This window comes from Bradyrhizobium sp. CIR18, from assembly GCF_014198295.1.
Lineage (GTDB): Bacteria > Pseudomonadota > Alphaproteobacteria > Rhizobiales > Xanthobacteraceae > Bradyrhizobium.
Map to the genome: position 1 here is coordinate 1 of NZ_JACIHF010000004.1, position 26,854 is coordinate 26,854.

At 64.4% G+C, this 26,854-nt stretch carries 31 protein-coding genes; 8 read left to right on the forward strand and 23 right to left on the reverse strand.

Annotated features, from left to right (window positions below):
- Positions 1–261: 261 nt before the first annotated feature.
- Together GGD65_RS15855 and GGD65_RS15860 are read right to left on the reverse strand one after the other, a co-directional pair.
- A complete protein-coding gene (locus GGD65_RS15855) occupies positions 262–1,170 on the reverse strand; it encodes an amino acid ABC transporter substrate-binding protein (protein WP_183235864.1) in 909 nt (302 codons plus the stop codon).
- 160 nt (positions 1,171–1,330) lie between these two features.
- Positions 1,331–1,750: a nuclear transport factor 2 family protein gene (locus tag GGD65_RS15860; RefSeq protein WP_183235865.1), complete on the reverse strand. Its 420-nt coding sequence runs from the start codon at positions 1,748–1,750 to the stop codon at positions 1,331–1,333.
- A gap of 143 nt (positions 1,751–1,893) precedes the next feature.
- On the opposite strand from GGD65_RS15860, the gene GGD65_RS15865 reads away from it, so the two are divergent.
- Positions 1,894–3,135 carry an amidohydrolase family protein gene (locus tag GGD65_RS15865; protein ID WP_183235866.1) on the forward strand — a complete coding sequence of 414 codons (1,242 nt, stop codon included), beginning with the start codon at positions 1,894–1,896 and terminating at the stop codon, positions 3,133–3,135.
- A gap of 192 nt (positions 3,136–3,327) precedes the next feature.
- The gene (locus GGD65_RS15870; protein WP_183235867.1) at positions 3,328–3,675 is read left to right on the forward strand and encodes a hypothetical protein; all 348 of its coding nucleotides are present in this window, start codon (positions 3,328–3,330) and stop codon (positions 3,673–3,675) included.
- On the opposite strand, the gene GGD65_RS15875 is transcribed toward GGD65_RS15870, so the two are convergent.
- The 8 genes from GGD65_RS15875 to GGD65_RS15910 all read right to left on the reverse strand — a co-directional run bounded on the left by GGD65_RS15875 (position 3,665) and on the right by GGD65_RS15910 (position 10,855).
- A complete protein-coding gene (locus tag GGD65_RS15875; protein ID WP_409362742.1) occupies positions 3,665–4,579 on the reverse strand; it encodes a DUF1932 domain-containing protein in 915 nt (304 codons plus the stop codon). The two genes, GGD65_RS15870 and GGD65_RS15875, sit on opposite strands and share 11 nt — an antisense overlap.
- Positions 4,579–5,448 carry an ABC transporter substrate-binding protein gene (locus GGD65_RS15880; protein WP_183235868.1) on the reverse strand — a complete coding sequence of 290 codons (870 nt, stop codon included), beginning with the start codon at positions 5,446–5,448 and terminating at the stop codon, positions 4,579–4,581. Before GGD65_RS15880 ends, GGD65_RS15875 begins: the two co-directional genes overlap by 1 nt.
- Positions 5,449–5,467: 19 nt before the next feature.
- On the reverse strand, positions 5,468–6,151 hold the full coding sequence (locus GGD65_RS15885; RefSeq protein WP_179730910.1) for a 4-carboxy-4-hydroxy-2-oxoadipate aldolase/oxaloacetate decarboxylase: 684 nt from the start codon (positions 6,149–6,151) through the stop codon (positions 5,468–5,470).
- Positions 6,148–6,861: a PIG-L deacetylase family protein gene (locus GGD65_RS15890; protein WP_008552603.1), complete on the reverse strand. Its 714-nt coding sequence runs from the start codon at positions 6,859–6,861 to the stop codon at positions 6,148–6,150. The genes GGD65_RS15885 and GGD65_RS15890 overlap by 4 nt, the downstream gene beginning before the upstream one ends.
- Before the next feature lie 64 nt (positions 6,862–6,925).
- Positions 6,926–8,230, reverse strand: a complete 1,305-nt coding sequence (gene dctA, locus GGD65_RS15895) for a C4-dicarboxylate transporter DctA (RefSeq protein ID WP_183235869.1) — start codon at positions 8,228–8,230, stop codon at positions 6,926–6,928.
- Entirely contained in the window at positions 8,227–9,111 is an 885-nt protein-coding gene (locus GGD65_RS15900; RefSeq protein ID WP_183235870.1) for an amidohydrolase, read from the reverse strand. The genes dctA and GGD65_RS15900 overlap by 4 nt, the downstream gene beginning before the upstream one ends.
- Positions 9,111–10,070, reverse strand: a complete 960-nt coding sequence (locus GGD65_RS15905) for an amidohydrolase (RefSeq protein ID WP_183235871.1) — start codon at positions 10,068–10,070, stop codon at positions 9,111–9,113. Before GGD65_RS15905 ends, GGD65_RS15900 begins: the two co-directional genes overlap by 1 nt.
- A 74-nt stretch (positions 10,071–10,144) precedes the next feature.
- Positions 10,145–10,855, reverse strand: a complete 711-nt coding sequence (locus GGD65_RS15910) for a TetR/AcrR family transcriptional regulator (protein WP_183235872.1) — start codon at positions 10,853–10,855, stop codon at positions 10,145–10,147.
- Between the two features lie 116 nt (positions 10,856–10,971).
- On the opposite strand from GGD65_RS15910, the gene GGD65_RS15915 reads away from it, so the two are divergent.
- From GGD65_RS15915 to GGD65_RS15925, 3 genes are all read left to right on the forward strand, one after another.
- On the forward strand, positions 10,972–11,952 hold the full coding sequence (locus GGD65_RS15915) for a tripartite tricarboxylate transporter substrate binding protein (protein ID WP_183235873.1): 981 nt from the start codon (positions 10,972–10,974) through the stop codon (positions 11,950–11,952).
- A gap of 128 nt (positions 11,953–12,080) precedes the next feature.
- Entirely contained in the window at positions 12,081–12,761 is a 681-nt protein-coding gene (locus GGD65_RS15920) for an ABC transporter substrate-binding protein (protein ID WP_246783296.1), read from the forward strand.
- A gap of 189 nt (positions 12,762–12,950) precedes the next feature.
- Positions 12,951–13,874 (forward strand): PepSY domain-containing protein, encoded by a 924-nt coding sequence (locus GGD65_RS15925; protein ID WP_183235874.1) that lies wholly within the window; start codon positions 12,951–12,953, stop codon positions 13,872–13,874.
- A 12-nt stretch (positions 13,875–13,886) separates the two neighbouring features.
- On the opposite strand, the gene GGD65_RS15930 is transcribed toward GGD65_RS15925, so the two are convergent.
- Positions 13,887–15,029: a mechanosensitive ion channel family protein gene (locus GGD65_RS15930; RefSeq protein ID WP_183235875.1), complete on the reverse strand. Its 1,143-nt coding sequence runs from the start codon at positions 15,027–15,029 to the stop codon at positions 13,887–13,889.
- A gap of 128 nt (positions 15,030–15,157) precedes the next feature.
- On the opposite strand from GGD65_RS15930, the gene GGD65_RS15935 reads away from it, so the two are divergent.
- Entirely contained in the window at positions 15,158–16,408 is a 1,251-nt protein-coding gene (locus GGD65_RS15935) for a DUF763 domain-containing protein (protein WP_183235876.1), read from the forward strand.
- A gap of 37 nt (positions 16,409–16,445) precedes the next feature.
- Here the strand turns inward: GGD65_RS15935 and GGD65_RS15940 are convergent, their stop codons facing one another.
- The 7 genes from GGD65_RS15940 to GGD65_RS15970 form a co-directional block, all read right to left on the reverse strand.
- On the reverse strand, positions 16,446–16,688 hold the full coding sequence (locus tag GGD65_RS15940) for a hypothetical protein (RefSeq protein WP_018320985.1): 243 nt from the start codon (positions 16,686–16,688) through the stop codon (positions 16,446–16,448).
- Positions 16,689–16,716: 28 nt separating this feature from the next.
- Entirely contained in the window at positions 16,717–16,980 is a 264-nt protein-coding gene (locus tag GGD65_RS15945) for a hypothetical protein (protein WP_183235877.1), read from the reverse strand.
- A gap of 15 nt (positions 16,981–16,995) precedes the next feature.
- Positions 16,996–17,196: a hypothetical protein gene (locus GGD65_RS15950; RefSeq protein WP_018320983.1), complete on the reverse strand. Its 201-nt coding sequence runs from the start codon at positions 17,194–17,196 to the stop codon at positions 16,996–16,998.
- Positions 17,197–17,209: 13 nt separating this feature from the next.
- Positions 17,210–17,395 carry a hypothetical protein gene (locus GGD65_RS15955; protein ID WP_018320982.1) on the reverse strand — a complete coding sequence of 62 codons (186 nt, stop codon included), beginning with the start codon at positions 17,393–17,395 and terminating at the stop codon, positions 17,210–17,212.
- Between the two features lie 140 nt (positions 17,396–17,535).
- Positions 17,536–18,804, reverse strand: a complete 1,269-nt coding sequence (locus tag GGD65_RS15960; protein WP_183235878.1) for a cytochrome P450 — start codon at positions 18,802–18,804, stop codon at positions 17,536–17,538.
- A gap of 88 nt (positions 18,805–18,892) precedes the next feature.
- Entirely contained in the window at positions 18,893–19,219 is a 327-nt protein-coding gene (locus tag GGD65_RS15965; RefSeq protein WP_018320980.1) for a hypothetical protein, read from the reverse strand.
- A 105-nt stretch (positions 19,220–19,324) separates the two neighbouring features.
- The gene (locus tag GGD65_RS15970) at positions 19,325–20,098 is read right to left on the reverse strand and encodes a ferredoxin--NADP reductase (RefSeq protein ID WP_183235879.1); all 774 of its coding nucleotides are present in this window, start codon (positions 20,096–20,098) and stop codon (positions 19,325–19,327) included.
- Positions 20,099–20,255: 157 nt separating this feature from the next.
- On the opposite strand from GGD65_RS15970, the gene GGD65_RS15975 reads away from it, so the two are divergent.
- Together GGD65_RS15975 and GGD65_RS15980 are read left to right on the forward strand one after the other, a co-directional pair.
- Positions 20,256–21,452 (forward strand): amidohydrolase family protein, encoded by a 1,197-nt coding sequence (locus tag GGD65_RS15975; RefSeq protein WP_183235880.1) that lies wholly within the window; start codon positions 20,256–20,258, stop codon positions 21,450–21,452.
- Positions 21,453–21,577: 125 nt separating this feature from the next.
- Positions 21,578–22,267 carry a hypothetical protein gene (locus tag GGD65_RS15980; RefSeq protein WP_183235881.1) on the forward strand — a complete coding sequence of 230 codons (690 nt, stop codon included), beginning with the start codon at positions 21,578–21,580 and terminating at the stop codon, positions 22,265–22,267.
- A gap of 10 nt (positions 22,268–22,277) precedes the next feature.
- Here GGD65_RS15980 and GGD65_RS15985 read toward each other — a convergent pair whose 3' ends face one another.
- The 5 genes from GGD65_RS15985 to GGD65_RS16005 form a co-directional block, all read right to left on the reverse strand.
- On the reverse strand, positions 22,278–22,667 hold the full coding sequence (locus tag GGD65_RS15985) for a hypothetical protein (RefSeq protein ID WP_183235882.1): 390 nt from the start codon (positions 22,665–22,667) through the stop codon (positions 22,278–22,280).
- Positions 22,668–22,860: 193 nt separating this feature from the next.
- The gene (locus GGD65_RS15990) at positions 22,861–23,316 is read right to left on the reverse strand and encodes a MarR family winged helix-turn-helix transcriptional regulator (protein WP_018320975.1); all 456 of its coding nucleotides are present in this window, start codon (positions 23,314–23,316) and stop codon (positions 22,861–22,863) included.
- A gap of 14 nt (positions 23,317–23,330) precedes the next feature.
- A complete protein-coding gene (locus GGD65_RS15995; protein ID WP_183235883.1) occupies positions 23,331–24,035 on the reverse strand; it encodes an ABC transporter ATP-binding protein in 705 nt (234 codons plus the stop codon).
- Positions 24,032–24,823: an ABC transporter ATP-binding protein gene (locus tag GGD65_RS16000; protein ID WP_183235884.1), complete on the reverse strand. Its 792-nt coding sequence runs from the start codon at positions 24,821–24,823 to the stop codon at positions 24,032–24,034. The genes GGD65_RS15995 and GGD65_RS16000 overlap by 4 nt, the downstream gene beginning before the upstream one ends.
- Positions 24,820–26,709, reverse strand: coding sequence for an ABC transporter permease (locus tag GGD65_RS16005; protein ID WP_183235885.1), 1,890 nt, complete (start codon positions 26,707–26,709; stop codon positions 24,820–24,822). Before GGD65_RS16005 ends, GGD65_RS16000 begins: the two co-directional genes overlap by 4 nt.
- Positions 26,710–26,854 lie beyond the last annotated feature (145 nt).

Sequence of the window (26,854 nt, forward strand, 5' to 3'; positions counted from 1 at the left end):
GCGAACACTACAGACTTGGCTGGCAATTGCCGTGACCGCGCCCCTCTCTCCTCATGTCCTCAGCCTCCAAGACCGATAACGCAACAGGCCCCTTGTGGGAGAAGGTGGCGCGAAGCGCCGGATGAGGGGTATCTATCCGCACGCACGAAACTAGAGATTCGCGCGCGGAGACATACCCCTCACGCAAGTGAGCTTTTGTCTACGAACGGAGCTGCCCTCTCCCACAAGGGGAGAGGGCACAGTAATGCGCAACCTCTCGCCTCAGTTCGCCAGATACACGTCCGGATCGGCGCTCCAGCTCGGCTTCTTGAAGGCGTTGCGCAAGGCGGGCGACATCGGGACGTTGTAGTTGAGGCCCTTCGGCGGCGTCGGGGACTGCAGCCATTTCTTGTAGAGCACCTCGATCTCCGGGCTTGCATAGAGCTCCGCAGTCGCGCGGTCGGCGAGCGCCTTGAACGGCGCGTCCTCCCGCCGCAGCATGATGCCGTAGGGCTCCGGCTTGGAGAACGCCTCCTCGCTGATCATGAAGGCTTGCGGCTCCTTCGAGCGCGCGATCGCGACCGCGAGCTGCACGTCGTCGAGTGCGTAGGCCTGGGCGCGGTCGGTTTCCAAGAGCAGGAAGGCTTCGGCCTGATCCTTCGCCGGCATCAGACTGATGCCGAGATTGCGTTCCGTATTGACCTTGGCGAGCTGCGTCAGGTTGACCGAGCCGGCCACGGCCGTGACCGCCTTGCCCTTGAGATCGTCGATGGTGTTGATCTTTGCGGCCTTCTTGGCGGCGAACCGCGTCGCACTGAGGAAATGCGTGTTGGTGAAGGCGACCTGCTTCTGGCGGTCGGCGTTGTTGGTGGTCGCCGAGCAGTGCAGGTCGAGCGTGCCGTTCACCATCAAGGGGATCCGGTTCGACGAGGTCACCGCGAGCGTGTCGACGACGATGTCGGGCATGCCCAGCTGTTTCTTCACGACGTCGACGATCCTGAGGCAGATGTCCATGGCGAAGCCGACCGGCTTCTGGTTGCCGTCAAGATAGCTGAACGGGACCGAGGCCTCCTGATAGCCCAGGGTGATCTTTTTGGTCTCCTTGACCTTCTGGAGCGTGCCCGACAGATCTTCGGCTGAAGCTGCGCCCGCAAGACATGTCAGGGCCAGGATAACGGTGGGTAGACGCATCGGCTGCTCCTAAAGGGGGCTCGCGCCTCCATCCCGGGCGCGATCGCGGGATTTGATAGCGCAGGCGCAGGCCAGCCGCCAGACGGGCTCGCGCCTATCAGCTATCGCAGCTTTCGATATGACGAGCGGCCGTTTGGCTCCGCCTGTGCCGAGACGGATATTACGCGTCGATGCCGCGTTGGACCAGGATGCGCTCGGCGCTGTCGTTCCAGACATCCATCTTGGTGATCTTGCCGTTGCGCACCACGAAGCGGTCGATGTAACGGTTGCCCTCGAATGGAGTGCCGTCCTTCCATTCGCCGTAGAGGGTGCCGACGCTGTAAACCACGGTCTCGCCGTCGCCGGGGCAGACATCGAACCGGTCCATCCTCTTCTTGACCCAGCGGTAGCGCTTGGCGTTGAAGCCGGTCGGGCCGCGCGGATGATCGAACTCGCGCCCGCCGGTGAAGGTGATCACGGTGCCCGGCGCCATATAGGCGGCCGCAGCGTCGGGATCGGGGATCATCGATGCCGTGAGATAGGCCTCCACGATCGCGGCGTCGGACAAATCAGCAGTTTCGGCTCTGGCGGCAACGGACATGGCAGGCTCTCCCGGGTTCGCGGAATATTACCGCCACTGTCGCCGAATCCATGCATATATTTTGAACATCTGCCTCGCTACACTGCCGACAATCTGGAGCCGCCGATCCCGGCTGATTGCTCTAAATTCCGTCCGCAAGAGCCATGATCACCCAGCCCGCCTTCGACCTGATCTTCCGTAACGCATTGTTGCGATCATCCGCCGCGCCTGTCGACATCGGCGTGAAGGGCGGCCGGATCGCCGCGATCGCGCCGAACCTCGCCTGCGAAGCCGTCGAGGTCGATATCGGCGGGCATCTCGCCCTGCCCGGTTTCGTCGACACCCACATCCATCTCGACAAGGCCTGCCTGCTCGACCGCTGCGGCCACGATCACGGCAGTCTCGGTGACGCCATCCGGGCCGTGTCGGCGATGAAACGCGACTTCACCGTCGAGGATGTTTACACGCGCGGCGCCAAGGTGCTCGAACGCGCGATCGTAAACGGCACGACGCGCATGCGCACGCATGTGGAGATTGACCCGCGGATCGGTCTGCGAAGCTTCGAGGCGGTGAAGGCGCTGAAGCGCGACTATGCATGGGCGCTCGACCTGTCGCTCTGCGTGTTCCCGCAGGAGGGGCTAACCAACGATCCCGGAGCTGAGGAGCTCCTGGTCCAGGCGCTGCGCGACGGCGGCGAGACGATCGGCGGCTGTCCCTATACCGACACCGATCCGACCGCGCATCTTGCGCGCATCTTCGATCTCGCCCAGGAATTCGACGTCGACGTCGATCTCCATCTCGACTTTGATCTCGATCCTTCCTGGTGGCATCTCGACGAGGTCTGCCGCCAGACCGAGCGGCGCAACTATCACGGCCGCGTCACGATCGGCCATGCGACAAAGCTCTCGGCCCTGCCGCCGGAGCGGATGAAGACGGCCACGGTGCAACTGGCGAAAGCCGGCGTCGCCGTCACCGTGCTGCCCGCGACCGATCTCTATCTGATGGGGCGCGACGCCACCCACAACGCGCCACGCGGGCTGACCCTCGCCCACAAGCTCGCGGGCGACGGCGTGGTTTGCTCGGTCGCCACCAACAACGTCCTCAATCCCTTCACGCCGTTCGGCGACGCCTCGTTGCTGCGGATGGCGAACTTCTACGCCAATGTCGCGCACGCCTCGGTGAGGGATTTCGACACCTGCCTCGATCTCGTGACCGAGCTGCCGGCGCGGCTGATGAACCTCCACGATTACGGCATCAAGGTCGGCAATCCCGCCGATCTCATCGTGCTTGATACGCAAGACAGCCGCTTCGCCATCGCCGAGCTGCCCGACGTCATGATGGGCTTCAAGGATGGCCGACAGACGTTCGCACGGCAGCGGCCCGCGCTGTTCCGGCCTAGGGCCTGAACGGGTTTCCGGTCGAAGCTCCAACGGTAAAATCGTCGGGAACACGGCTGATCATCGGACGTTTCGCGCCGATTCCTCCCAAGTCCGAGCCCGGTAGAATCCCGGACCGTAGCTGTGCGCATTGCACAACAGGCCGCCCGGATCATATTAAGGGGACGCACTGAACGACCTGTTCAGTGGGGAAGCATGTACATGTTCAGCGCATTCAGTAGCATGGATTATCGCTCCATTCGGGCCGACTCGCCGGCGGAAACGGCCGTCAAGCGCCTGAAGGGAATCGGCGAAGTCCTATCTGGCCTCGATATCTCGGCGATCCACACGCAGGACGACATGACCCGCGCGCTTTGGACGCTGGATACTGCCGACAAGTGCATCCGTATGATTCTCGCAGAGTTCCGCACCGCGCCCGCCAAGGAGCAGGTCGTCCGCGAGGCCAAATGCCTGGTCGACCTGATCGAGCTCGCCCGTGACGAAATCTCGAACTATCGCGACCGCGGCAGGGTTTTGAGCTCAACCTACGCGTTCGGCGTCAGCGTTTGATCTTGCTCAGGATTCGATCTGCCTCGGTACGCCAATCAGCGCTGCGCGCGAACTCCTTGGTGCCCCTGGCGCCGAACAGCCCTTCATCGGCGAGATCAGCGACCCAGGCCTGACGCTCGGCTGTGCCCTGCGCGGACCATGGTGTCAGTCCCGCCTCACGCACGGTCTCGGCGACCTCACGCACCTCCTCGGCGCGTCGGCGACCGTGCTCGATGACGCGCTGGAAGAAATAGGTGCCCTGCTTCTCCCAGTTGATCGCGGGAAAGGTTTCCGCGAGCGAGGCCAGCACGGCATCCTCGACTCCATAGGCGCGCGCGGTCGTAAAACTCTCGATGACCATGGCCTCCAGGCCCTTGATCATGATGCTGCGGCACATCTTCACCGCGGAGGACACGCCGAGCTTGTCGCTCGCGACCCTGGCGGCAAAGCCGATCGCGTTGAGCAGCGGCTCCAACTCTCTCGCGCCGGGACCGCCGAGCAGCAACGGCACCTTGATGCGATAGGGCGGCACCGAGGTCATCACGGCACCTTCGACATAGCGGCCGGCGGCGCCGTCGATCAGCGCCGCGGCGCGCTGCTTGGCGCCCGGAGAGGCCGAATTGAAATCGAGGAACCAGGTGCCCTGGTTGATCGCAGCGGCGCAGGCCTTCGCCACCGGCACGGCCTGGCTGGCGGTGACAGCGGAGATAATGAAATCTGATTTCGCGGTCAGCTCAGCATGAGATGCTGCCAGCGTCACACCGTGTTTCGCCGCATGCTCCTTCAGCGGCGCGCCCTGCTCGCCACCGAGCTTGATGTCATAGGCCGAGACCTTGATATCCTGCCGGCGCAAATCCTCGGCCAGGATACGGCCGACTTCGCCATAGCCGATAAGCCCGATCTGCCATCGTTTCGGATCCACCATCAGTTCAATCCTCGGGTCGTCTCGTCGAACAGCTCCTCGACCGCATAGCGGCGCGGGATCAGCGCCTGCTGGAATGCGTAGTCGACGATCAACTCCAGCGGCTTCCGGTTGACCTCGATCCCGAACGGGACAAGATCTGGCGTTGCCGCAGGCCCCACCTGCACCTTGTTCTGCTTGAGGAGATCATAGACGCCCGCAACGATCCCGGGACGCGTTCTCGCCAGTTGCTCGGTCACGACCACGAGATGATTGACCGGTACGACACCGCGCTTGGCGTACCATTTCGCGGCCTCCGCGGCCGGATCCGGGAACAGCGGCTTCAGCCTGGGACTATCAGAGGTCTCGCCGAGAACTGCGTCGAGCTCGCCGTCGAGCAGCATCTGCAGGATATTCTTGTCCTTCGGCGCGCGCTCGGTGGTGTCGACATATTCGGCGACGTGCGGATCCTCGAAGGTGACCCAGCGGATCTTGTCGAGATTGACGCCGTAATCGTTGGCGAGAATGCCCCTGATCCAGGCGCCGGTCGTCGTCGTGAACGAGCGGATGCCGACGCGCTTGCCTTCGAGATCGGACGGTCCGAGCGTTCCCTTCGTGGGATTGTAGAGCGCATAGGAATGCTGGAAGCGACCAAGCATTGTGGCCGGCAGCAGCACCAGCGGCTTGCCGTGGGCTTTCGCCATCAGGTAGGTGACAATCGCCATCTCGCAGACATCGAAGGCCTGCTCCCGCACCATCGGCTTGAACGCGGTGTTGGTCGGCGTGTACGTGATGAAGTCGAGATCGAAAAGATCGGAGCGGAACGCGCCGCTCTTCACCGCCTGCACGTGGGGATGATTGCCGAGCACGGCCTTCAGCTTGAGACGATCCATCCGCCCGCTCCGCTAATCTTCAGACGTCCTCGGGATTGTCGACATAGACGAGCCCGGCCTTCGCCAGCGCCTCGCGCATGCTGTACATGTCGAGGCCAAGCTCGCCCGAAGCGAGACGCTTGCGCTTGCCGCCCTCGTCAGCGTTGCGCTTCTTCGCCTTCCCGGCGACCTCGGCCGCATGGCGCTTCGGGACCACGACGACGCCGTCGTCATCGGCGACGATGATGTCGCCGGGATCGACATTGACGCCGGCACAGACCACGGGAATGTTGACCGAGCCGAGCGTCGCCTTGACTGTGCCCTTGGCCGAGACAGCGCGCGACCATACCGGAAATTTCATCTCATGCAGCGCATTGACGTCGCGGCAGCCGGCATCGATGATCAGCCCCTGCACGCCGCGTGCCTGCAGCGAGGTCGCCAGCAATTCGCCGAACATGCCATCGGTATTGTCGGTGGTGCAGCCGACGACGAGGATGTCGCCCTTTTTGCACTGCTCGACGGCGACATGGATCATCCAATTGTCGCCGGGCTGCGCCAGCACGGTGACGGCGGGCCCGGCGATCGACGCGCCCGCCCAGACCGGGCGCAAATAGGGCTTCATCAGACCCACGCGCCCGTAAGCCTCGTGCACGGTCGAGACGCCGTACGCCGCCATTCCGGCGGGATCGGCACGCTTGATATTGCGAACGACGACCGGCTTCATGCCAGCTCCTCCGCAACCGTTGGGAACAGGCGCTGATAGGCCTCGCCATAGGTCATGGGCACGCCGGTGTTGCGGCTGCCCTGGATGCCGCGGTTGAGCGCGACGCGCTCGTAATAGCCCCACAGATGTTTTTGCGCGGCGAGGATCTGGAATGCCTCGTACTTCTCCTTCCAGACCTCATCGATCTTGAGGAGCAGATCCGGCTTGTAGTTGCACTGCTCAGGCTGATGCGGCTCGAACAGGAACACCGGCGGCGCCGAATATTTGTACTGCGCGCCGGGCTTGTGACCCATCGCCTGCGCGACCACACGCGTCTCCTGGGCGAAATGCGCTGCGTTCGGGTGGTCGAAATTATAAGGGTCTTCCAGCGCGTGGGTCAGCACGAAGCTGGGATTGAGCTCGCGGTAGATGTCGACCATGCGGTCGAAATGCGCCTCGGTCAGCTTGAGGGGATAATCGCCGCAATCGAAGAACTCGATCTCCGCGCCTAGCAGCTTTGCCGCCCGCTCCGCCTCGTCCTTGCGCCCGGCCTTGACCGATTCCAGCGTCGCGCCCTTTTCCTTCCAGGCAAACTGGCTCTCGCCGCGCTCGCCAAAGGACAGGCAGACGATCTTCATGCGATAGCCCTTCTTCGCATGCAGCGCGATCGCGCCGCCGGCGCGCCAGACGAAATCGCCGGGATGGGCGGTGATGACGAGACCTGTCTTCATGGGAGAAACTCCCCTCTCTTGTTCGTAAGCATCATAGACCGCCTGCGTCGCGCCGGAAGCCAATTCATCGGATCGCAGCGGCCACGTGTTCCTCGCCGTCGAGCACGCGCCTCAGCCGTTCGCCGTCGAGCGCGCCTTCCCATTTGGCAATCGCGATGGTCGCGACCGCGTTCCCGATCAGATTGGTCGGCGTCAGCCCCTGCGACATCAGGCGATGGATGCCGAGCACCAGTGCCACGCTCGTCACCGGGATGGTGCCGGTCGCCGACAGCGTCGCCGCCAGCACGACGAAGGCGGCGCCCGCGATCCCCGCCGCGCCCTTGGAGGTCACCAGCAGGATCAGCAAGAGCTCGATCTGCTCGGCAAGCCCGAACGGCGTGTTGGTCGCCTGCGCCAGGAACACCGAGGCCGCGGCAAGGTAGAGGCAGGTGCCGTCGAGATTGAAGGAGTAGCCGGTCGGGATCACGAGCCCGACCACGCTCTTCTCGCAGCCCGCCTTCTCCAGCTTGGTCAGCATCCGCGGCAGCACCGTCTCCGACGACGTCGTGGCGATGCAGATCAGCAGCTCTTCCCAGATGTAACGGATCAGCTTGAGCAGCGAGAAGCCGCAGAGCCGCGCGACGGGGCCGAGTGCCACGACGATGAAGACCACGCAGGTGAGATAGAAGCCTCCGAGGAGCTTGCCGAGCGAGGCCAGCGATCCCACGCCGAACTTGCCGACCGTGAAGGCGATGGCGCCGAATGCACCGATCGGCGCCGCCCACATCACGAAGCCGACGACGGCGAACACCATTTTTGCGGCGATGTCGATCAGATGGACCAGCGGCGCGGCCCGTTCGCCGAGCTGCACCAGCGCAAAGCCGCAAAGGACCGAGATGAACAGCACCTGGAGGATGTTGCCTTCGGCGAAGGCGCCGATGAACGTCGCGGGCACGATGTTCATCAGGAATGGCACGAAGCCGATGACGCTGGTCTGCTTGACATAAGGCTCGATCGCGCTGGCATTGATGCTGGCGGGATCGATGTTCATGCCGACGCCGGGCTTGAGCAAATTGATCGCGATGAGACCGATGATCAACGCGATCGTGGTCATGATCTCGAAATAGACGATCGCCTTCACCGCGACGCGCCCGACCCGCGCCATATCGGCCATGTGGGCGATGCCGTGCACGACGGTGCAGAAGATGATCGGCGCGATCAGCATCCGGATCGCCTTGATGAAGGCATCCCCGAGCGGCTGCATCTCGGCGCCCGCCTCCGGACTGGCGATCCCAAGCGCGATGCCGGCCGCCATGGCGATGAGCACCTGGATCCAGAGCTCCCTCCACCAGGGCCGCCCGCGCGGCTTGTCGATCGCGAGCACCGTCATCGGTCGAACTCGAACAGGCGCGCCGGATTGTCGACAAGGATCTTCTGCTGTAACTCCGGCTCCGGCGCGAACAGCGGAATCAGATCGACGAGGTCGCCGTCATTCGGCATCACCTTGACGTTGGGATGCGGCCAGTCGGTGCCCCAGATGACGCGGTCGGGCGCGGTCTCGACGATCTTTCGCGCGAACGGCACCGCGTCGGTAAAGGGCGGACCGCTGGAGGACACCCGCTCCGAGCCACAGATCTTGACCCAGCATTTCTCGTCGCGCTGCATCAGCTCGATCAAAATCTTGAACGGCAGCTGGTCGAGCCCCTCGGAGGCCTTCACCCGTCCCATGTGGTCGATGGTGTAACTCAGCGGCAGCCTTGCCAGCATGTCGGCATAATCAGGCAGGTCGATCGCATCGAAATGCAGGTCGATGTGCCAGCCGAGCGGCGCGACCATGGCGATGACGCGATCGAACACGCCCTTGTCGGGGACGCCGCCGAGATGGCGGACGAAATTGAAGCGGCAGCCGCGAAAACCGCCCTCGTGCAGCGCACGAAGCCCGCGCTCGGTGATGGTGTCGTCGATATTGGCGACGGCACGGTAGGCACCGTTACTCTGCGCGATCGCATCGAGCGCCACACTGTTGTCGGTGCCGTGCACGCTGGCATTGACGATGACGGCGCGCTCGACACCGATCTTGGCATGCAGCGCGCGGAAATCCTCCAGCGGCGCATCCGGCGGCGTGTAGGATCGGTCAGGCGCGTAAGGGTATTTCGAGCCGGGCCCGAAGATGTGGCAGTGCGCATCGCAGGACAGTTTTAGCAGCTTGAACTTCGGCGTGCGCGTGTTCCGATCGGGCGGCGGAATGGTGGGTGTGTACATCATCGTCATCAGGTGAACTTGAACAGGCGTGCGGGATTGTCGACCAGCAGCTTTTGCCGGACCTTTGCGTCGGGCGCGTAGAGGGGAATCAGGTCAACGATCTCGCCGTCGTTCGGCATGACCTTGACGTTAGGGTGCGGCCAATCGGTGCCCCAGAGCACGCGATCGGGCGCGTTGTCGATCAGCGCCTTGGCAAACGGCACCGCATCGTGGAACGGCTTGCCGACGGCGGAGGCGCGCTCGAGGCCGGTGATCTTGACCCAGCACTTCTCGTCCTTTTTCTGAAGGTCGAGCAGCGCGGTGAAGCCGGGATCGTCAAGCCCCTTCCCGGCCTGCACCGTGCCCATGTGATCGATCACATAAGGCGTCGGCAGCGCAGTCAGGAGGCCTGCGAATTCGGCGATCGTGCCCGGCTCAAAATAGACGTCGATGTGCCAGCCGAGCTCGGCAACGCGGTGCACGATGCGCTGGAACTTACCCATATCGCCGACGCCGCCGAGACGCCTGAGGAAGGCAAAACGGCAGCCGCAGATGCCGGCCTTGTCGAGCGCCGCCAGCTCCTTCTCGGTCATCTCGTCATTGACGTTGGCGATGCCCCTATAGGCCCCCTCGCTCTGGGCGATGGCGTCGGTGACGACGCGATTGTCGGTGCCGTGCACGGTCGCATTCACGATGACGCAGCGCTCGACGCCGATCGTCTCGTGCACGCGGCGGAACGCCTCCAGTGGCGCATCAGCCGTGTTGTAGGGACGCTTTTCCGCGAAGGGGTAACGCGACGCCGGCCCGAAGATGTGGGTATGGCTGTCGCAGGATTTTGCCGGCAGCTTGAACGACGGCGTCGTGGGATTTGGGTCCGGCGGCGTGATCGTCGACATCGCTTTCGGCTCTGCGCCTTGCGCACACGCCTCGCTCGCAAGCGCCGTACCGGCCAGTCCGGTCAAGAGATGCAAGCACTCCCGCCTGTTCATGTTCCCAACACCCTGTCACATCGTCCGCCTGCGAGCGGAAGCGCTGTTACGCGCCTCCCCTCGGGTGGCTTCTTTCAAGTCTTGCTGCTGACGACCGGCCGCCGCCGCGCCGGCGCGGCATGATCGAGCGGCGGCGCCTGGAATGAGGCGACCGTGGCCTGCACCAGCTGCTCGATAGCGCTGGCGGCATCGCCGCCATCGGCCTCGCCGCGCGACAGGCGCGAGACGCGATCCGGTGTCACCAACGAGTAATAGAGTGCGCCGAGCAGGAAGTGACTGCGCCAGACGATGTCGGTGCGCGGAATGTGCGGCAGGCTCTCGTGGATCGCATCGATGAAGGCGTGGCTGGTGTCGTCAAAGGTCTGCGCGATGATTTTTCGCGCGACCTCGTTGCCCTCGGCCGACATCACGGCGCGCAGCCGCGTGAAGCGCGCCCCCCCGCCGGCGAGGTCGCTGCCCGAGGTGAAGGCCGGCACCACATAGGCGCGCACGATCGCTTCCAGCCGGTCCTGGAGATCGCGCACCCGCCTGGCGGCGGCGAGCAGCTCCGAACGTCGCAAATTCATCGGCCCGCAATGGCGCCGGTAGATCTCCAGCAGCAGGCCGTCCTTGGTCTTGAAATGATAGGTCACGCTGCCGGGATTGGCTCCGGCAGCCTGCGCGATGTCGCGCACCGAGACGGCGTTGAAGCCGTTGGTGGCGAACAGCTCCTCGGCCGCGGCGAGGATTGCCTCGCGCATGTTCGGCTTGCGGGCCGTTTCCTTGCTGGTGGGCTTGCGTACCATGTGATTTGTACTATCGTACAAAAGATCAGGTCTCGTCAACAAAAACCATGGGCGGCATCCGGACGGCCTGGAAGACCGATGCAAGGATGCGTGCGCCCGCAAGGAGTGCTGGGAAAATGCTGGGTTTGAACAAGACAATCGGCGGATTGTTGCTGGGCGCCGGTTTGCTGCTCGCGGGCAGCGCCGCGCAGGCCGCCGACACTTATCCAAGCAAGCCGGTTCACATCCTCGTGCCTTACGCGGCCGGTGGCGCGGTCGACGTGCTCGCGCGCACGCTGAGCCAGGCGCTGGCCAAGTCCTGGGGTCAGCAGCCAGTAGTCGACAATCGTCCCGGCGCCGGCGGCATCGTTGCCTCGCAGGCGCTGACGCAGGCCGCGCCCGACGGCTACACGCTGATCCTGGTCGCGAGCGGCCATCCGCTCAACCAGTTCATCTATCCGAGCGTGCCCTACGACACGTTCAGGGATTTTACCGCAATCACCGAAGTCGCCTCCTCACCGCTCGCGATCGTGGTGGCCAAGGACAGTCCCTACAAGACGCTCGGCGACCTCCTGGCTGCGGCGAAGAAAGAGCCGGACAAGCTATCTTACGGCATGTCCGGAAACGGTACCTCGGCGCATCTGGCCGGCGAACTGCTGAAACACATGTCCGGCAGCAAGATCGTCGCGATCCCCTACAAGGGCGGCGCGCCGGCATTGACGGCCGTGATCGCAGGCGAGATCCCGCTCAGCATCAATCCGCTCGCGGAAGCGATCGGACAGCTCGAAGGCGGTCCGGTGCGCGCGCTCGCGGTGACTTCGGCTGAACGCTCCAAGGCATTACCTGACGTCCCGACCGTCGCAGAATCCGGCGTCGCCGGTTACGACGTTTCGGTGTGGTGGGGCGTGCTTGGTCCGGCAAAAATGCCGCCGGAGATCGTGGCGAAGCTCGAGACCGATCTGAAGGCGGCGCTGCAGGATCCGAACGTGCTGTCGACGCTCGGCAAGATCGGCGCCGCTCCGGTCGGCTCCTCCGCCAAGGAGTTTGACGCCTACATGCGCGCCGAGGCGACCAAATGGGAGCCGGTGCTGAAGGCGGCCAACATCCGCGCGCAGTGAGGCTCTTTGCATGAGGGCCTTCTCTGGACGCCTCGCCCGCACCGCCCTTTTGGTGGCCGCAATCATCAGCCTGTTCGGCGCGTCCGCGCGCGCCGACGGCGAGGCAAAGCTGCTGGCGCCGAGCGGGCTTGCGCGTCGGCATCTATCCGGGCAGCCCGACCTCGATGGTGACGGATGCCGTCGGCAAGCCGCACGGCCTCGCCTATGATCTCGGCGCCGAGCTCGCCCAGCGGCTCGGCGTTGGCGTCGATTATGTCAGGTTCGAGCGCGTTGCCGACATCGTCAGCGCGATCCACGATGGCAAGATCGACTTCACCGTGACCAACGCCACGCCGGCCCGCGCCAACGAGGTGAGCTTCAGCCAGCCCGTGCTGGCAATCGAGCTCGGCTTTCTCGTCCCGGCGAATTCGCCGATCAGAGAGGTCGAGGACATCGAGAAGCCCGGTGTGAAGATCGGCGTCACCAAAGGCTCGACCTCCGAGCGCACGCTGCCGACAAAATTCAAGAACGCGACCATCGTTCCCGCCGCAAGCGTCAAGGCCGCCATCGCGATGTTCGGGAGCAGTGAGATCGATCTCTACGCGACCAACAAGCCGACGCTGTTCGAAATGTCCGACCAGATGCCGGGCGCAAGGATTCTCGACGGCAATTGGGGCCTGGAGCACATGGCCATCGCGATCCCCAGAGGACGCGAAGAGGCGCTGTCCCTGCTCAACAGCTTCGTTGCGGAGAAACAGTCGTCCGGCGCGTTGGAGACGATCCAACGTCAGGCCGGCTTGCGCGGCGCGATGAAGGTAACGCGCAAGTAGGTCTCGCCGAGCGAGACCGCACGACGCAGCTGCTGCAGTCTCTCGAAAACCTGCGAACGATTGGCGATCGCAGCATCGCGATAGCCTCGCGTCCATTTGCTGCAAATCAACGCGGCAAGGTGGACAAAGCGTCATTTGTCTTCGGGGCTGCGCTAGGCGACCAGTGCCAAGATCGCCGGAGACCGAAGAATGAACAAACCCCTGTTGTTGACACTCCATCGCTGGATCACGCTGGTCTTTGCGCTTCCCCTGTTCGCGATCATCACCACCGGCCTGATCCTGGCGTTCGAGCCGCTGATGCAAGCCAATGGCATCGGCGGTCCGGCGATCGATGCCGCGCGCGTCGTCGAGCTGGTGAAGACGTACGATCCACACAACAAGGCGCGCGGGCTTTCGATCAATGCGGCTAGCCAGCGGATGACGCTGCAAGGCTCCGGCGCGCCGGCCATCGACCTCGTGACCGGCGCACCCGCTGCGGCCAGCTCCGGCCCGATCGATCTCTTCCGGTGGGCGCGGATCACGCATGAACGGCTGCTCGGCCAGGCGTGGCTGGTGACAAGCTCGACCATCGCCATGGTCATCCTGATGCTGCTCGGCAGCCTCATGGGACTGCCGCGGCTGCGCAACACGCTGTCCGGATGGCACAAGGGCACGGCCTGGTTCGCGCTGCCGCTCGTCCTGTTGAGCCCGCTGACCGGCCTGTGCATGGCGTTCGGCCTGACGTTTCAGAGCGGAGGCGTTCCGGCCGGCAGCGGCCGTCCCCTCGCCCTGCCCGACGCGATACGCATGGTCGCGGCCTCCCACGATCTCACGCACGTGATCTCGATCGGTATGCGCGGCGGCCACATGATGGCGCGAATCTATGACGGAGGAGAACTACGCGCCTATGCCGTCAATTCATCGGAGGTCACGCCACTGCCACGCAATTGGCCGCGCCTGATCCATGAGGGAAACTGGTCGGCCCTGATCGCCTCGTCGCTCAATGTGGTGACGTCGATCGCGCTGCTCACGCTGCTGTCGACCGGTCTCCTGATCTGGGCCCGACGTAAACTGCGCAAGCGGCGACCGCGCTCCGACCGCCAGGCCGGCGCGGCCGTGGTCGGCGCCCGCTGATCGCTCGGACGGTCAATTTTGCGCGCTCGCCCGCATCTTCTCCGGCCGCGCGACGGGCCGCAGGAGATCGGCATCATCGTCGGCCGACGGGATCAGGATCGCGCGCTCGCGCGGCAGCGCCTCCGGCATCTCGTCGCGGATGAAGGCGACGAGCTTTTCCCTGATCTCGCAGCGCAGGTCCCAGGATTGCGGGGCGTTTCTTGCGCTGACCAACGCACGTAGCTCGATGGTCCGGGAGTCCGCGTCGATCACCTGGAGATTGACCACCGCGCCATCCCAGAGCTTGGACTGCTTCACGGCATCCTCCAGCCAACGCCGGATGCGCGGCACGTCGGCGCGATAATCGACGTGCAGCGCGATCACGCCGATCAGGGAGGCGGTGTCTCGGGTCCAGTTCTGGAACGGCTTTTCGATGAAATAGGACAGCGGCACCACCATGCGGCGCCAGTCCCACAGCCGGATCACGACGTAGGTCGAGGCGATGTCCTCGACCCAGCCCCATTCGTTCTCGATGATCACGGCATCCTCGATGCGGATCGGCTGCGTGATCGCGATCTGCAGGCCGGCGATCAGGTTGCTGAGCAGCGGCCGTGCGGCAAGACCGACGATGATGCCGGCCGCGCCGGCGGAGGCGAACAGGCTGACGCCGTATTGCCTCACCGAATCGAACGTCATCAGCGCGGTGGACACCGTGATGACGACGATGATGGTATCGGTGACGCGCTTGAACACGCGAACTTGCGTGACGTGCTTGCGCGCGACGAAGTTCTCGGTGACATCGCGGAAATTCTGCAAGTACCGCGCCGCGCTCATGTCCACGATCCGGATCGAGATCCAGCCGATCAGGGCAATGACGGCCACGACGAACAGGCGCATCAGTGGCGTGCGGATCATGTCGTCGAGCGGGGCAAGCGGCAGGACCAATGCGACGGCCGCCAGGCAAAGCGCCAGCTGGGCCGGGCCCGCGGTGCGGTCGATGAACACGCTCAGCAGCGGAAGGCGGGTTCCGAAGGCGCGCGCGAGCAGCCATACGGCGACCCGGTAGACGAACAGCGCAAGTAAGATCGCGCCGACAACCAGGCCGAGGCCGACAAACCACGACGGTATCCAGCCGAACATCCTGTCGATGTCGGCCATCAGGGCCTGCAGATTCATCGATTGTCCCCGTCATTGCATTCGCGTAGCCCGCTCAACGCCTCCCGGCCGGCTTGGCTCCCCTCTCTCGTGCAACGCAGCATTCCGCAGATGCAACCGTCGCCGAACTGCGCTAATTTCGGGGCACGATGACCAGACGTACCGGCAGCGCCGATCTTCCCTTGCACACCGGGCGGGTTCCGCCGTGGCTTGCGAGCCGCATGGCTTCGCTCGGATCGATCGTCACGCAGGCGATCGTGCATCATTACGGCCGCGATGCGTTTCTCCAGCGGCTGTCGCATCCGTTCTGGTTCCAGTCATTCGGCGCCGTGATGGGAATGGACTGGCACTCCTCCGGCATCACCACGTCCGTGATCGGCGCGCTGAAGCGCGGGCTCGGGCCGCTCCAGGATGAGCTCGGCATCTATGTCTGCGGCGGACGCGGCCAGCATTCGCGCAAGACGCCGGACGAGTTGATGCAGCTCGGCGACCGCGTCGGATTCGACGGCGCAAAGCTGACCCGCGCCAGCCGCCTGGTGGCGAAGGTCGACAGCGCGGCCGTGCAGGACGGCTTCGATCTCTATCTCCACGGCTTCTTCGTGACCGCCGACGGCAAATGGACGGTGGTGCAGCAAGGCATGAACGGCGACAAGCGGCAGGCCCGCCGGTATCACTGGCATTCCGAGGCGCTGAAGAGCTTCGTCGATGCGCCGCACAGCGCGATCGACGGCCCGCAACAAGGCGAGATCGTCAATCTGACCGACCACCGCGCCGATATCTCGCGTAGCGCGCAGCTCGAGCTCCTCAGCGATCTCGGCCCCGATCGCATCCTCACTGAATTCGAGCGGCTCACCGGGACTGCGCCCGAGCCTGCGCAGGCCATGCTGCCGCATCTGATCATGCCCGCGCATCATGATGTCCGGCCGAAGGATGTGTTCGCGCGGCGCCTGCACGGCACCCTCGCCGCAGCCGCCGAACGCGGCCCGGTCGATTTCCCGGAGCTGCTGCTGACGCCCGGCGTCGGCGCGCGCACCGTGCGCTCACTGGCGATGGTCGCCGAGGTCGTGCACGGCGCGCCCTATCGCTTCAAGGATCCCGCGCGCTTCTCGCTCGCCCATGGCGGCAAGGATCGGCATCCCTACCCTGTCCCGATCAAGGTCTACGACGAGACCATTCGCGTGCTGAAGGGCGCGATCCAGAGCGCCAAGCTCGGACGTGACGAAGAGATGCAGGCGATCAGGCGCCTCGACGACCAGGCGCGGCGGCTGGAACGCACCGCGCGCGGCCCGTCCGTCGAGACCTATATCGCCGGCGAGCGCGGGGCCTCACCCGACCTCGACGGCCGCTCCGTGTTCGGCTGGGAGCGCGACCTCGTGCCGACAAAAAAGCGGACCGGCTGAAGACCGGTCCGCGAGTTCAGCGGGAGGAACGCCCCTCTCAGGTCTCGTCAGTCTCCGGCGTCTCGTCGAGCCGGTTGGCTGCGTGATCCTGATACTGTTCGGTCTGAATGGACTTGCCGTCCATGCCGCGAATGTCCGAATGCTGGGCCTTGTCGCGGTTGGACAGGACCATGTTATCGCCGATCTTCTCCTTGGGCACATCGGTCAATGCACCGGTGCCGTCGCCCTTGCCATGCATGCCGGATCTGAAGTGCGTCTTGCTGCCGTGCCCACCTGGCATCAGTCTCTCCTCTTGGCCGTGATCTTCTCTAGTGCTTCTGTTGCGCCGCTGTCGGTTTCGGCTGCTTGTGGCCGCTCTGGCCGGAGTCGTTGTGCTTGTTGTGGTCGCTTTCCTGGTTGAGGCCGCCGCGGCTCACCGGAAATTCGCTGTGTCGAGCTTCCGGCCGCGCGCGATGAGCAGCGGTACCCTCGACGTTGCGGCCGGATGCCTGATCGAGCTCCCTCGCATCGGGAATGTCAGGCTTGCGCTCGAGAATGCGAACCTGCTGTTCGTGGGTCTTTCTGCCTTGCATTCTGATCTCCAATCGTCACCTGCCGCCGCCCTTGCCGGCCGCGTCGTGGCGGTGATGAGAATCCTGCTCGCCTCCACCACCGGAGACGCGGCTGTGGCTTCGCTGTTCATCGTCCGCAGGCGGCTTCTTCACTTCCAGCGGCGCCTTCGCGTTCTCATGCGATGCGCCGGGGCCGCCCTGGCGAATGCTGTTGGGTGTCTTGGTGGATGTCGACATGAATGTCGCCTCCTCAACGGTCTTGCTGGTATCCCTGATTGGTCGTGTTCTGCTTGATGTTGCCTTGCTGTCCCTGTTGGTCCGGATTTTCCGCGCGCTGCTGACCGCGCGGAGTCTGATCGGCCGATGTTTGCTTGGTGTCGCCAGTTCCCTTCCGGCTCTGATTGGCCGGCGGAACATTCGGCATTTTGCTGGTCATGATCCAACCTCTTCGAGAGATGGGACTTCTGGGCCCGGAACTGTTCCGTCGCGTGCCTCAGGTCCCGGTGGACAACAGCAAGCGCCGCAGGCCGTTCCGAGCGGATCATGGTCAGCGACGATTTGCCGAAGGAGAGAGCTTCACTCCGCCCGCACGGGAGAACGATCGGCCATCGCTGGCGCCGCAGCGGCAAATGTTCCGTGGATCTCGGCCGTGACGGGAAGCTTCGCAATCATGCGAATCCCCGGGCGCTTGCGCCAATGGATCTGCGAGGGGTCGACGGCCAGACCAAGTTTCGGCCAGCGCACGAACAGCGCTTCCAGCGCGCAGGCCACCTCGATCCGCGCAAGCTGATGGCCGAGGCAGAAATGGATTCCCGTCCCGAACGAGAGGTGACGGTTCGGCTTGCGCTCGAGATCGAGGCTTTCAGGGTGATCATGCATCGCCGGATCCATGTTGGCGGCGGCGAGCATCACCATGACACGGTCGCCCTTCTTCAGACGCACGCCTTCGACCTCGACGTCCCGCCGCACATAGCGTGGCTTGGAGAACTGCACCGGTGACACGAAGCGAAGAAACTCCTCCACCGCAAGCCCGACACGGCTCCAGTCCTGCTCCAGCCAATCGCGGAGGCCAGGACTCCTAAGCAGCTCGTAGGCGGAACCGCTGATAAGATGCGTGGTCGTCTCGGAGCCGGCTGCGAGCAGCAAAAACACCATCGAGACCATTTCATCCGGCGTGATCTGGGCACCCTCGCGCTCGACCTGGACCAGCTCGGCGATCAGGCCTTCGCCGCCCTGCACGCGCGCGGCCTGCAATTGCTGCTCCAGGTAGCTCCGCATCTTTCGGAACGCCCACAGCAAGCGGAAGAAGCTGACGACATTCGTCAGCGAGGACATCGCGTTGCCCCAGGCGATGAATTTGGGCCGGTCGGCCAGAGGCAATCCCAGAAGCTCGGAGATCACTGCGAGCGGCAGGATGCGCGCGTAGCGCTGGACCAGATCGGCTGGCCGTCCCTCCGCGAACAGCTCGTCGGCCAGGCCGTCGGCAATGGCACGGATGCGCGGCTCCATCGCGACGATGGCACGACGGCGAAAGGCCTCGTCCACGATGCTGCGGAGCCTGGTATGGTCAGGCTCGTCCATCGTCAGCATGTTGTTGGCGATGGTCCTGACGAAGCTCGGCATCCACCAGCGCAGACCCGCGACGTCACCATCCTCCTTGCGCAGCGTGAAGGTAGCGCCGTCCTTCAGCACCTGAGCCGTCGCGTCATGGGTCGTGGTGATCCAGACATCGCCGACCAGAGGAAATCGCGTCGCGACGAGAGGACCGGACATGCGCAACGCCGCGATCGCCTTGGGCGGATCGCGAAAGAAGGCCTCGCTGGTGAAATCGAGGCGCGCTGTCATGGGATCACCGGAGTGATTGCTGGCGTCTCACCCAAATGGTATGGGCGGGCCAACGCGCAAGTCGGAACCCGCGCGAGGAGACGGCGATCTATCCACGCCCCGGCGAGCGCTGGCCGGTCTTGCGTTGCTGCTGGTTGGTATAGGCGTCCCAATGGCTCCAGCTGCCGTTGCTGAGGCTCTGCATGTCGGTGCCGAGCGGACGGCGCGTGCGCTTGTCGTGATCGGCGATCACGCGCTCGGACTGGGCGATCTTGCGCTTGAGTTCCGCGATCGCCTTCTGGGTCTGGCCGTTCCGCTTCGAGGAGGCGATCTCGCCCATCGTGAAGCGCGCCGTCTCCAGCGCCTTCAACTCGGCGCGGTTCTTCTTCAACTGGACCCGGTGCCAGGCGATGTTGCTGTCGCTGTCCGCAACCATGTGGGAACTCCGCTGATTCGTTCCCACAGTGTATCAAGCGCCGAATCGGCGCCGCAACGGGCCCCACGCGGCGAAAATGCGGTCTTCTCAAGCTAGAATTGCGCGTTAGCGCTCGGCAAAGGCCTTTTCGACCACGAATTGGGCCGGCTCGCCGTGATTGCCCTCGATAAAGCCGCGCTCACCCAGGAGCACGCGGGTATCAGCGACCAATGCCGGGCTGCCGCAAATCATGACGCGGTCGTGGGCGGCCTCCAGCGCCGGCAGGCCGATATCGGCGAACAGCTTGCCTGTGGTGATGAGGTCGGTGATGCGGCCGCGGTTGCGGAACGGATCGCGCGTCACGGTCGGATAATAGACCAGCTGGTTCTGAATGTACTCGCCGATCAGCTCGTCCTTCGGCAGCGTCTCGGTGATCATCTCGCCATAGGCGAGCTCCTTGACGTGCCGGCAGCCATGCAACAGCACGACCTTCTCGAACCGCTCATAGGTCTCGGGGTCCTTGATCACGCTCAGGAACGGCGCAAGGCCCGTGCCGGTGCCGATCAGGTAGAGGTTGCGCCCCTCCTCCAAATTGTCGATCACCAGCGTGCCGGTGGCCTTGCGGCTGACGATGATCTCGTCGCCTTCCCTCAAATGCTGGAGCCGCGAGGTCAGCGGACCGTCCGGCACCTTGATCGAGAAGAACTCCAGCGTGTCCTCGTAATTGGCGCTGGCGACGCTATAGGCCCGCAGCAGCGGCTTCTCGCCGACCTTGAGCCCGATCATGGTGAATTCGCCGTTGCGGAAGCGGAAAGTCGGGCTGCGCGTGGTCTTGAAGGAGAACAGCGTATCGGTCCAGTGGTGGACGCTCAAAACGCTTTCCTGGTTGAAATTGCTCATCTCACCTTCCCTGTCGCTTCCAATGCGGTTCCGAGGCGGGCAGCTATGCGTCGTTTGTACACGATCATTCGTATACTAATGAATAATCCTGCTTGATCCCGCGGTCAAGGCTGCCCAAGATCGAAAGCGTTGCAGTTAGGAATAAGGAGCCCCTTCCATGGCGCATGACGCACCCCAGGCCACCGGACCCTCGAAGCTCGTGATCCGGAATATCGGCCTGATCCTGTCCGGCGCCCTGGAAAAGCCGATCCTGGATGGCGACACCATCGTCGCCGAGAACGGCAAGATCACCGCGATCGGCCGCTTCAAGGACGTCGACATCGAAGGCGCGACCACGATCGTCGAGGCCAATGGGACCACGGTCGCGCCGGGCCTGATCGACAGCCACGTCCACCCTGTGGCGGGCGACTGGACGCCGCGCCAGAACCAGATCGGGTGGATCGACAGCAACCTCCACGGCGGCGTTACCACCATGATCTCCGCCGGCGAGGTGCACATGCCCGGCCGCCCCCGCGACGTCGTCGGGCTGAAGGCGATGGCGATCTTTGCGCAGCGCGCATTCTGGAATTTGCGCCCCGGCGGCGTGAAGGTTCACGCCGGTGCGCCGGTGATCGAATGCGAGATGGTCGAGGAGGACTTCAAGGAGCTGGCCGCCGCCGGCGTCAAGCTGCTCGGCGAGGTCGGCCTCGGCGGCGTCAAGGACGGTCCCACTGCACGCAAGATGGTCGGCTGGGCGCGCAAATACGGCATTCAGAGCACCATCCACACCGGCGGCCCCTCGATCCCCGGCTCCGGTCTGATCGACAAGGACGTGGTGCTGGAGGCCGACACCGACGTGGTCGGCCACATCAATGGCGGCCACACCGCCCTGCCCGACGATCAGATCCGCTGCATCTGCGAGGGCTGCAAGCGCGGCCTCGAGCTCGTGCATAACGGCAACGAGCGCTCCGCTCTGTTTACGCTGCGCACCGCGCGCGAGATGGGCGATCTGCACCGGGTCATCCTCGGCACCGACGCGCCCGCCGGCTCCGGCGTGCAGCCGCTCGGCATTTTGCGCATGGTCTCGATGCTGTCCTCGCTCGGCGAACTGCCGGCCGAGCTTGCGTTCTGTCTCGCCACCGGCAACACCGCCCGGATGCGCGAGCTCGATTGCGGCCTCATTGAAGTCGGCCGTTCCGCCGACTTCGTCATCATGGACAAGGCCCAGCACTCGCCCGGCAAGAACATCCTGGAGAGCGTCCAGCTCGGCGACCTCCCGGGCATCGGCATGACCATCATCGACGGCATCGTGCGCACCCAGCGCAGCCGGAACACGCCGCCCGCGGGGAAAGTGCCGGAGGTGGTGGCGAAGTGACGCAGCCGGAGCGGCACACCGCTCGGCATCGCCCCTCGATGGCGTTGAACAAGTCTGCGACCTGCTGCGTCTAACGCAGGCAGCCCCCGGCGGCGGCATTTCATTGCTGGACCATCGAGGGAAACATGAAGAACTCATCGCGAATAGCCGTCGGCGTTGCTGGCGCGGTGGCGGGCTATATCGCGATCTTTGTGCTGTTTTCCCTGTTCGATTTCGGCAACCGCGCGGACCCGATCACCTCGGGTCTGTTGGGACTGTTCGTTTACTCCCCCATCGGCGCGATCGCCGGCGCGGTGGTTGCCAACTGGCTGGTGAGGCGTTCAGGCCAGGACGCGGGCAATGGCAGCATCGCGCGCAACAGCCTGAAGTCTCTCGGCGTCGTCGTCCTGCTCTGCGTCGCCGGGATCGGCATCTACATCGCTTACGCCTATGCGACTGCGACGCCATGGCTCAACCGGAACGGCGGCAATCCCCTGCTCGTATTTGAGGTCCGTTTTCCGGCCGGGGTCGCGGCGCCGACATCGGCCCAGGGCATCACCATCGAATTGCAGACCGACCTCAACACGATGCCGGGCGAAGTGACCCCGACCGCCTTCTATCGTGACGGCGACCAGCCCGTCATCGCAGGCGAAGTCGAGCTCGCGTTTCGAACCTCGCACCGGCAGCTCGCTGTCAATATCGAGGGCCAACCGGGCCGAATCTATCCGATCGACTTGACGGCCCGGGCGCCGCATACGCCGGAGTTCGGGACCTGGCGGCGGCTCGCAGACGGCAGCGAAATTCGCTACCGCGCCAAATGGCCGGGCAAGACGTAAGCGTTCGAGATCAGCGCTTCTTCGCGATCTCACATCGCACATAGGTCTGGCGCTTGGCCTGCCCGACCGGTCCGTTGTCCATCACCAGCTTGCCGTCCACAGCGATGGAGACCCGGGGATTGGAGCGAAACTTCTCGCCCTCGCCTTCGCAGGCGAGCTTCATTTTCCAGCCGAGCTTTCCGTCGGCGGTGATCTCGCCGGCGCGGCAGCGCGTCTCGTACCAGTAGAGGCGATTGCCGCCTTCGACGCTCATGCGGTTGGGGCTGTCGTCATCGCGGCAGTCTTTTTTGGTGGACGCCCAGAAGCCCTCGTAGGGCTGCGCGGCAAAGGCGGGCGCGCAACTGCCCGCCAGCACCGCACCGAGAGTGAGGAGCATCGTAAACTTCGCCGCGACTCTCATGACTAATACCTCGACAAGTCCCTCATCGAGGTTAGTCGCCCGTCCCCGCACCTTGTTCAACTGCCGTAGGGTGGGCAAAGCGACTTGTCCGCCATAGCTCGAAGAGCGACGGCGGAAGCGTGCCCACCATTGAGAAGCGGTGGGCACGGCCCTTCGCGCCTTTGCCCACCCTACGAGACCTTCTACGGCACCCTCACCGCAGCTTGTTCAACAGCGCCATCAGCATCTCGCGCTCTTTCGTGTCGAGCGGCGCCAGCGTCTCGCGGGTGATGGCGAGCGCGTTCGGCGCGACCTTCTCCGAAAGCTGCTGACCGGCGCGCGTCAGGCTGACCAGCAGCCGCCGACCGTCCTCGGGATCCTGGCTGGTCTCGGTCAGGCCACGCGCCGTGAGCCGATCGATCACGCCCTTGATCGTCGCGACGTCCATCGCCGTCAGCCGGCCGAGCTGGTTCTGCGAGCACGGCCCGGTCTCGGCGAGCTTCGACAATGCCGCCCACTGCGTCGGCGTCAGATTGGTGCCGATATCGCGGGAGAAGATCGAGCTGTGGCGCTGCCAGACCTGGCGCAGGATGAAACCGACCTGCTCGTCGAGCACGTAAGGCGGTTTTGCCGGTTTGACGCCCTTCTTCACCGCGACACTTCTCGCCATCCGTCCCCCGCCTCTCACAACGACAGATGCGCGTCGCGGATATCCGGACGCGCATCGAGCTCGGCCATGGTGCCGCCGAAGCAGATGCGGCCGCGCTCGATGATGTAGGCGCGATCGGAAATCAACCGCGCGAAATGCAGATTCTGCTCGGAGACGACGATGCTGACGCCCTCCTTCTTCATGGTCAGGATGGCATCGACCATCTGCTCCACGATCTTCGGCGACAGGCCCTCCGAGGGCTCGTCCAGCAGCACCAGCGACGGATTGCCCATCAGCGTGCGCGCGATCGTCAGCATCTGCTGCTCGCCGCCGCTCATGCGGCCGCCGGGACGGTTCTTCATCTCGCCGAGATTTGGAAACAGCGCGAACAGCTTTTCGCGCGTCCAATGCGGCGCGTTCGGACGCTTGGGCTGCTTGCCCACTTCGAGATTTTCCTCGACGGTCAGGTCGGTGAATATCCGGCGCTCCTCCGGCACATAGCCGAGCCCCTCGCGCACGATCTCGTGGGTCGGCTTGGCCGAGACGTCCCTGCCCTCGAACATGATGCGGCCGGTTCGTTGCGCGACCAGGCCGACGATCGAGCGGAACGTCGTCGACTTGCCGGCACCGTTGCGCCCGAGCAGCGCTACCACCTCGCCCTCGCCGACCTCGAAGCCGATGTCGAACAGGATATGCGCCGGGCCATAATGGCTGTTGAGGCCCTCGACGGTGAGCTTCATATTGGTGCTCCCTCGCGATGGCGGGCATCGTAAACCAGGCCCTCGCCGAGATAGACCGCCTGCACCTGCGGATTGCCGCGCACCTCGGCTGGCGTGCCCTCGGCAATCAACGTCCCTCGATTCAACACGATGATGCGGTCGGCGTGCTCGAACACCACGTCCATGTCGTGCTCGGTGAAGAGCACGCCGATCGATTTCTCCCGCGCAATGCTCGCGGTCAGCCGCATCAGGTCGACCCGTTCGCGCGGCGCCATGCCGGCGGTCGGCTCGTCCATCAACAGCAGCTTGGGCTGGTTGGCGAGCGCCACCGCAAGCTCGAGCCGCTTGAGGTCGCCATAGGCAAGCTCACCGCAGGGGCGATCGGCATAGCCGCCCATGCCGACCAGCTCGAGCAGACGGCCGGCCTCGCCGCGGTCGAACTTCGGCGCCGAGCCGAACAGATTGAACAGCTGCTTGCCGTGCGAAATTAGTGCGACCTGCACGTTCTCGCGCACGGTCATGGTGGCGAAGGTCGCGGTGATCTGGAAGGTGCGCCCGACGCCGAGCCGCCAGACCTCCCGCGGCTTCCTGCCCGTGATCTCTTCACCGCGCAGGCGAACATGGCCGGTATCGGGCTTGTTCTGGCCGTTGAGCATGTCGAAGCAGGTGCTTTTTCCCGCGCCGTTCGGCCCGATCAGCGCCAGAATTTCGCCGGCGCGCAGCGAGAACGACACGCCGCGCACGGCGTGGATGCCGCCATACGATTTGGTCAAGCCTTCAACGGCGAGAAGTGGAGGTGCAACACTCATTCGGCAGACTCGATCGGCTTGGCAAGCAAGGGAGACCCCGGCGGCGATGCCTTCCTGCGGCGCTGCGCCAGCATCTCCAGCATGCCGACAATGCCCTTGGGGAAGACGACGACGATCAACATGATGAAGCCGCCGAGCACGAGCTTCGACAAATCGGTCTGGCTGACCAGCCAGATGTTCAAGGCCTTGTAGACGATGGCGCCGATCACCGCGCCGGACACCGTCTCGACACCGCCGAGCAGCACCATCACCAGCGCATCGACCGAGAGCGAAATGCCGAGATTGTCTGGGAAGACACTGCCCTTGAGGTAGGCAAACAGCGCGCCGCCGATGCCGGCGGTCGTCCCTGCGATCACGAAGGCCGTCCACTGGATGCGCTTGGCATTGATTCCGATCGCCTCGGTGCGCAGCAAAGAGTCGCGCGTCGCCCTTAGCGCGTAGCCGAATGGCGAGAACACCATCGCCCGCAGCGCAATGGTCACCAGCGTGGCAACGCCGAGCACCAACCAGTAGAAGTGCGACGGGCTCGCCGCCCATTTTTCCGGCCAGACGCCCAATATGCCGTTGTCGCCGCCGGTGACGCTCACCCATTGGAACGCGATCGACCAGACGATCTGCGCGAAGGCGAGCGTCAGCATGGCGAAGTAGACGCCGGAGAGCTGCACGGCGAAAAAGCCGAACACGGCGGCGCCCATGCAGCCGAGCAACGGCCCGAGCAGCAGGCACACGATCATCGGCAGCCCCGCCATCTTGGCGAGGAAAGCGACGCCATAGGCGCCGAGGCCAAAATAAGCGGCATGGCCGAAAGACGCGAGGCCGCCGACCGACATCAGGAAGTGCAAGGAGACGGCGAAGATGACGAAGATTGCGATCTCCGAGCCGACGGTCAGCGCGTAGTTACCGGCGAACAGCGGCAGCGTCGCCGCGATCACGAGCGCCGCAAGCGCCGCAAGCCGCTCGTTCGACGTCAGCGGGCGCCAGGGATTGACGGTGAGACCAGGCGTCTTGCGCGCGGGCGCTTCCGGCTTGCCGAATAGGCCCCACGGCCGGACGATCAGCACCACCGCCATCACCAGGAAGACCAGGATGATGGAAATCTTGGGGAAGATCAGGATGCCGAAGGCGTTGAGCTCGGAGACCAGCACCGCCGCGACGAACGCGCCGACGATGCTGCCGAGGCCGCCGATCACGACCACGACGAAGACTTCGACGATGATGCGCAGATCCATCGCGTGATGCACGGCATCGCGCGGGATCTGAAGCGCGCCGCCCAGCGCGGCGAGGAAGACACCGACCGCGAACACGGACGTGAACAGCCATTTCTGATTGACGCCGAGGGCTGCGACCATGTCGCGGTCCTGCGTCGCCGCGCGCACCAAAACGCCCCAGCGCGTGCGCTGGAACAGCAGCCAGAGAATGCCGAGCACGACGGGGCCCAGCACGATCAGGAACAGGTCGTAGCTCGGGATGTTCTGGCCGAAGAAATCGATCGCCCCCTTGAATCCGGGCGCACGACGGCCGACGAGATCGTCAGGCCCCCAGATCAGCACCACGAGATCCTCGACCATCAAGGTCAGGCCGAAGGTCGCGAGCAGCTGGAACAGTTCCGGCGCGTGATAGATGCGGCGGAGCAGTACCATCTCGACCAGCACACCGATCAGTGCCACGGCAATCGCCGCGAGCACGATGCCGCCCCAGAAGCCGAACGCGCCCGACAGGCGCTCCGTCAGCGTGAAGGCGATGTAAGCGCCGATCATGTAGAAGGCGCCATGCGCGAAATTCACGATCCGCGTCACGCCGAAGATGATCGACAGGCCCGAGGCCACCAGGAACAGCGACGCCGCGCTGGCGAGACCGGTCAGAAACTGTACGACGTAAAAGGCCATCGGCGGTCCGGGTTGGTGTTGCATGCCGAGGCACGCGGTCTTGGTTCACCTCTCCCCGCTCGCGGGGAGAGGTCGAATTTGCGCGATGCGCAAATTCGGGTGAGGGGGAGTCTCCGCAAGACTCGCTGTCACCTCCCTCGCGGAG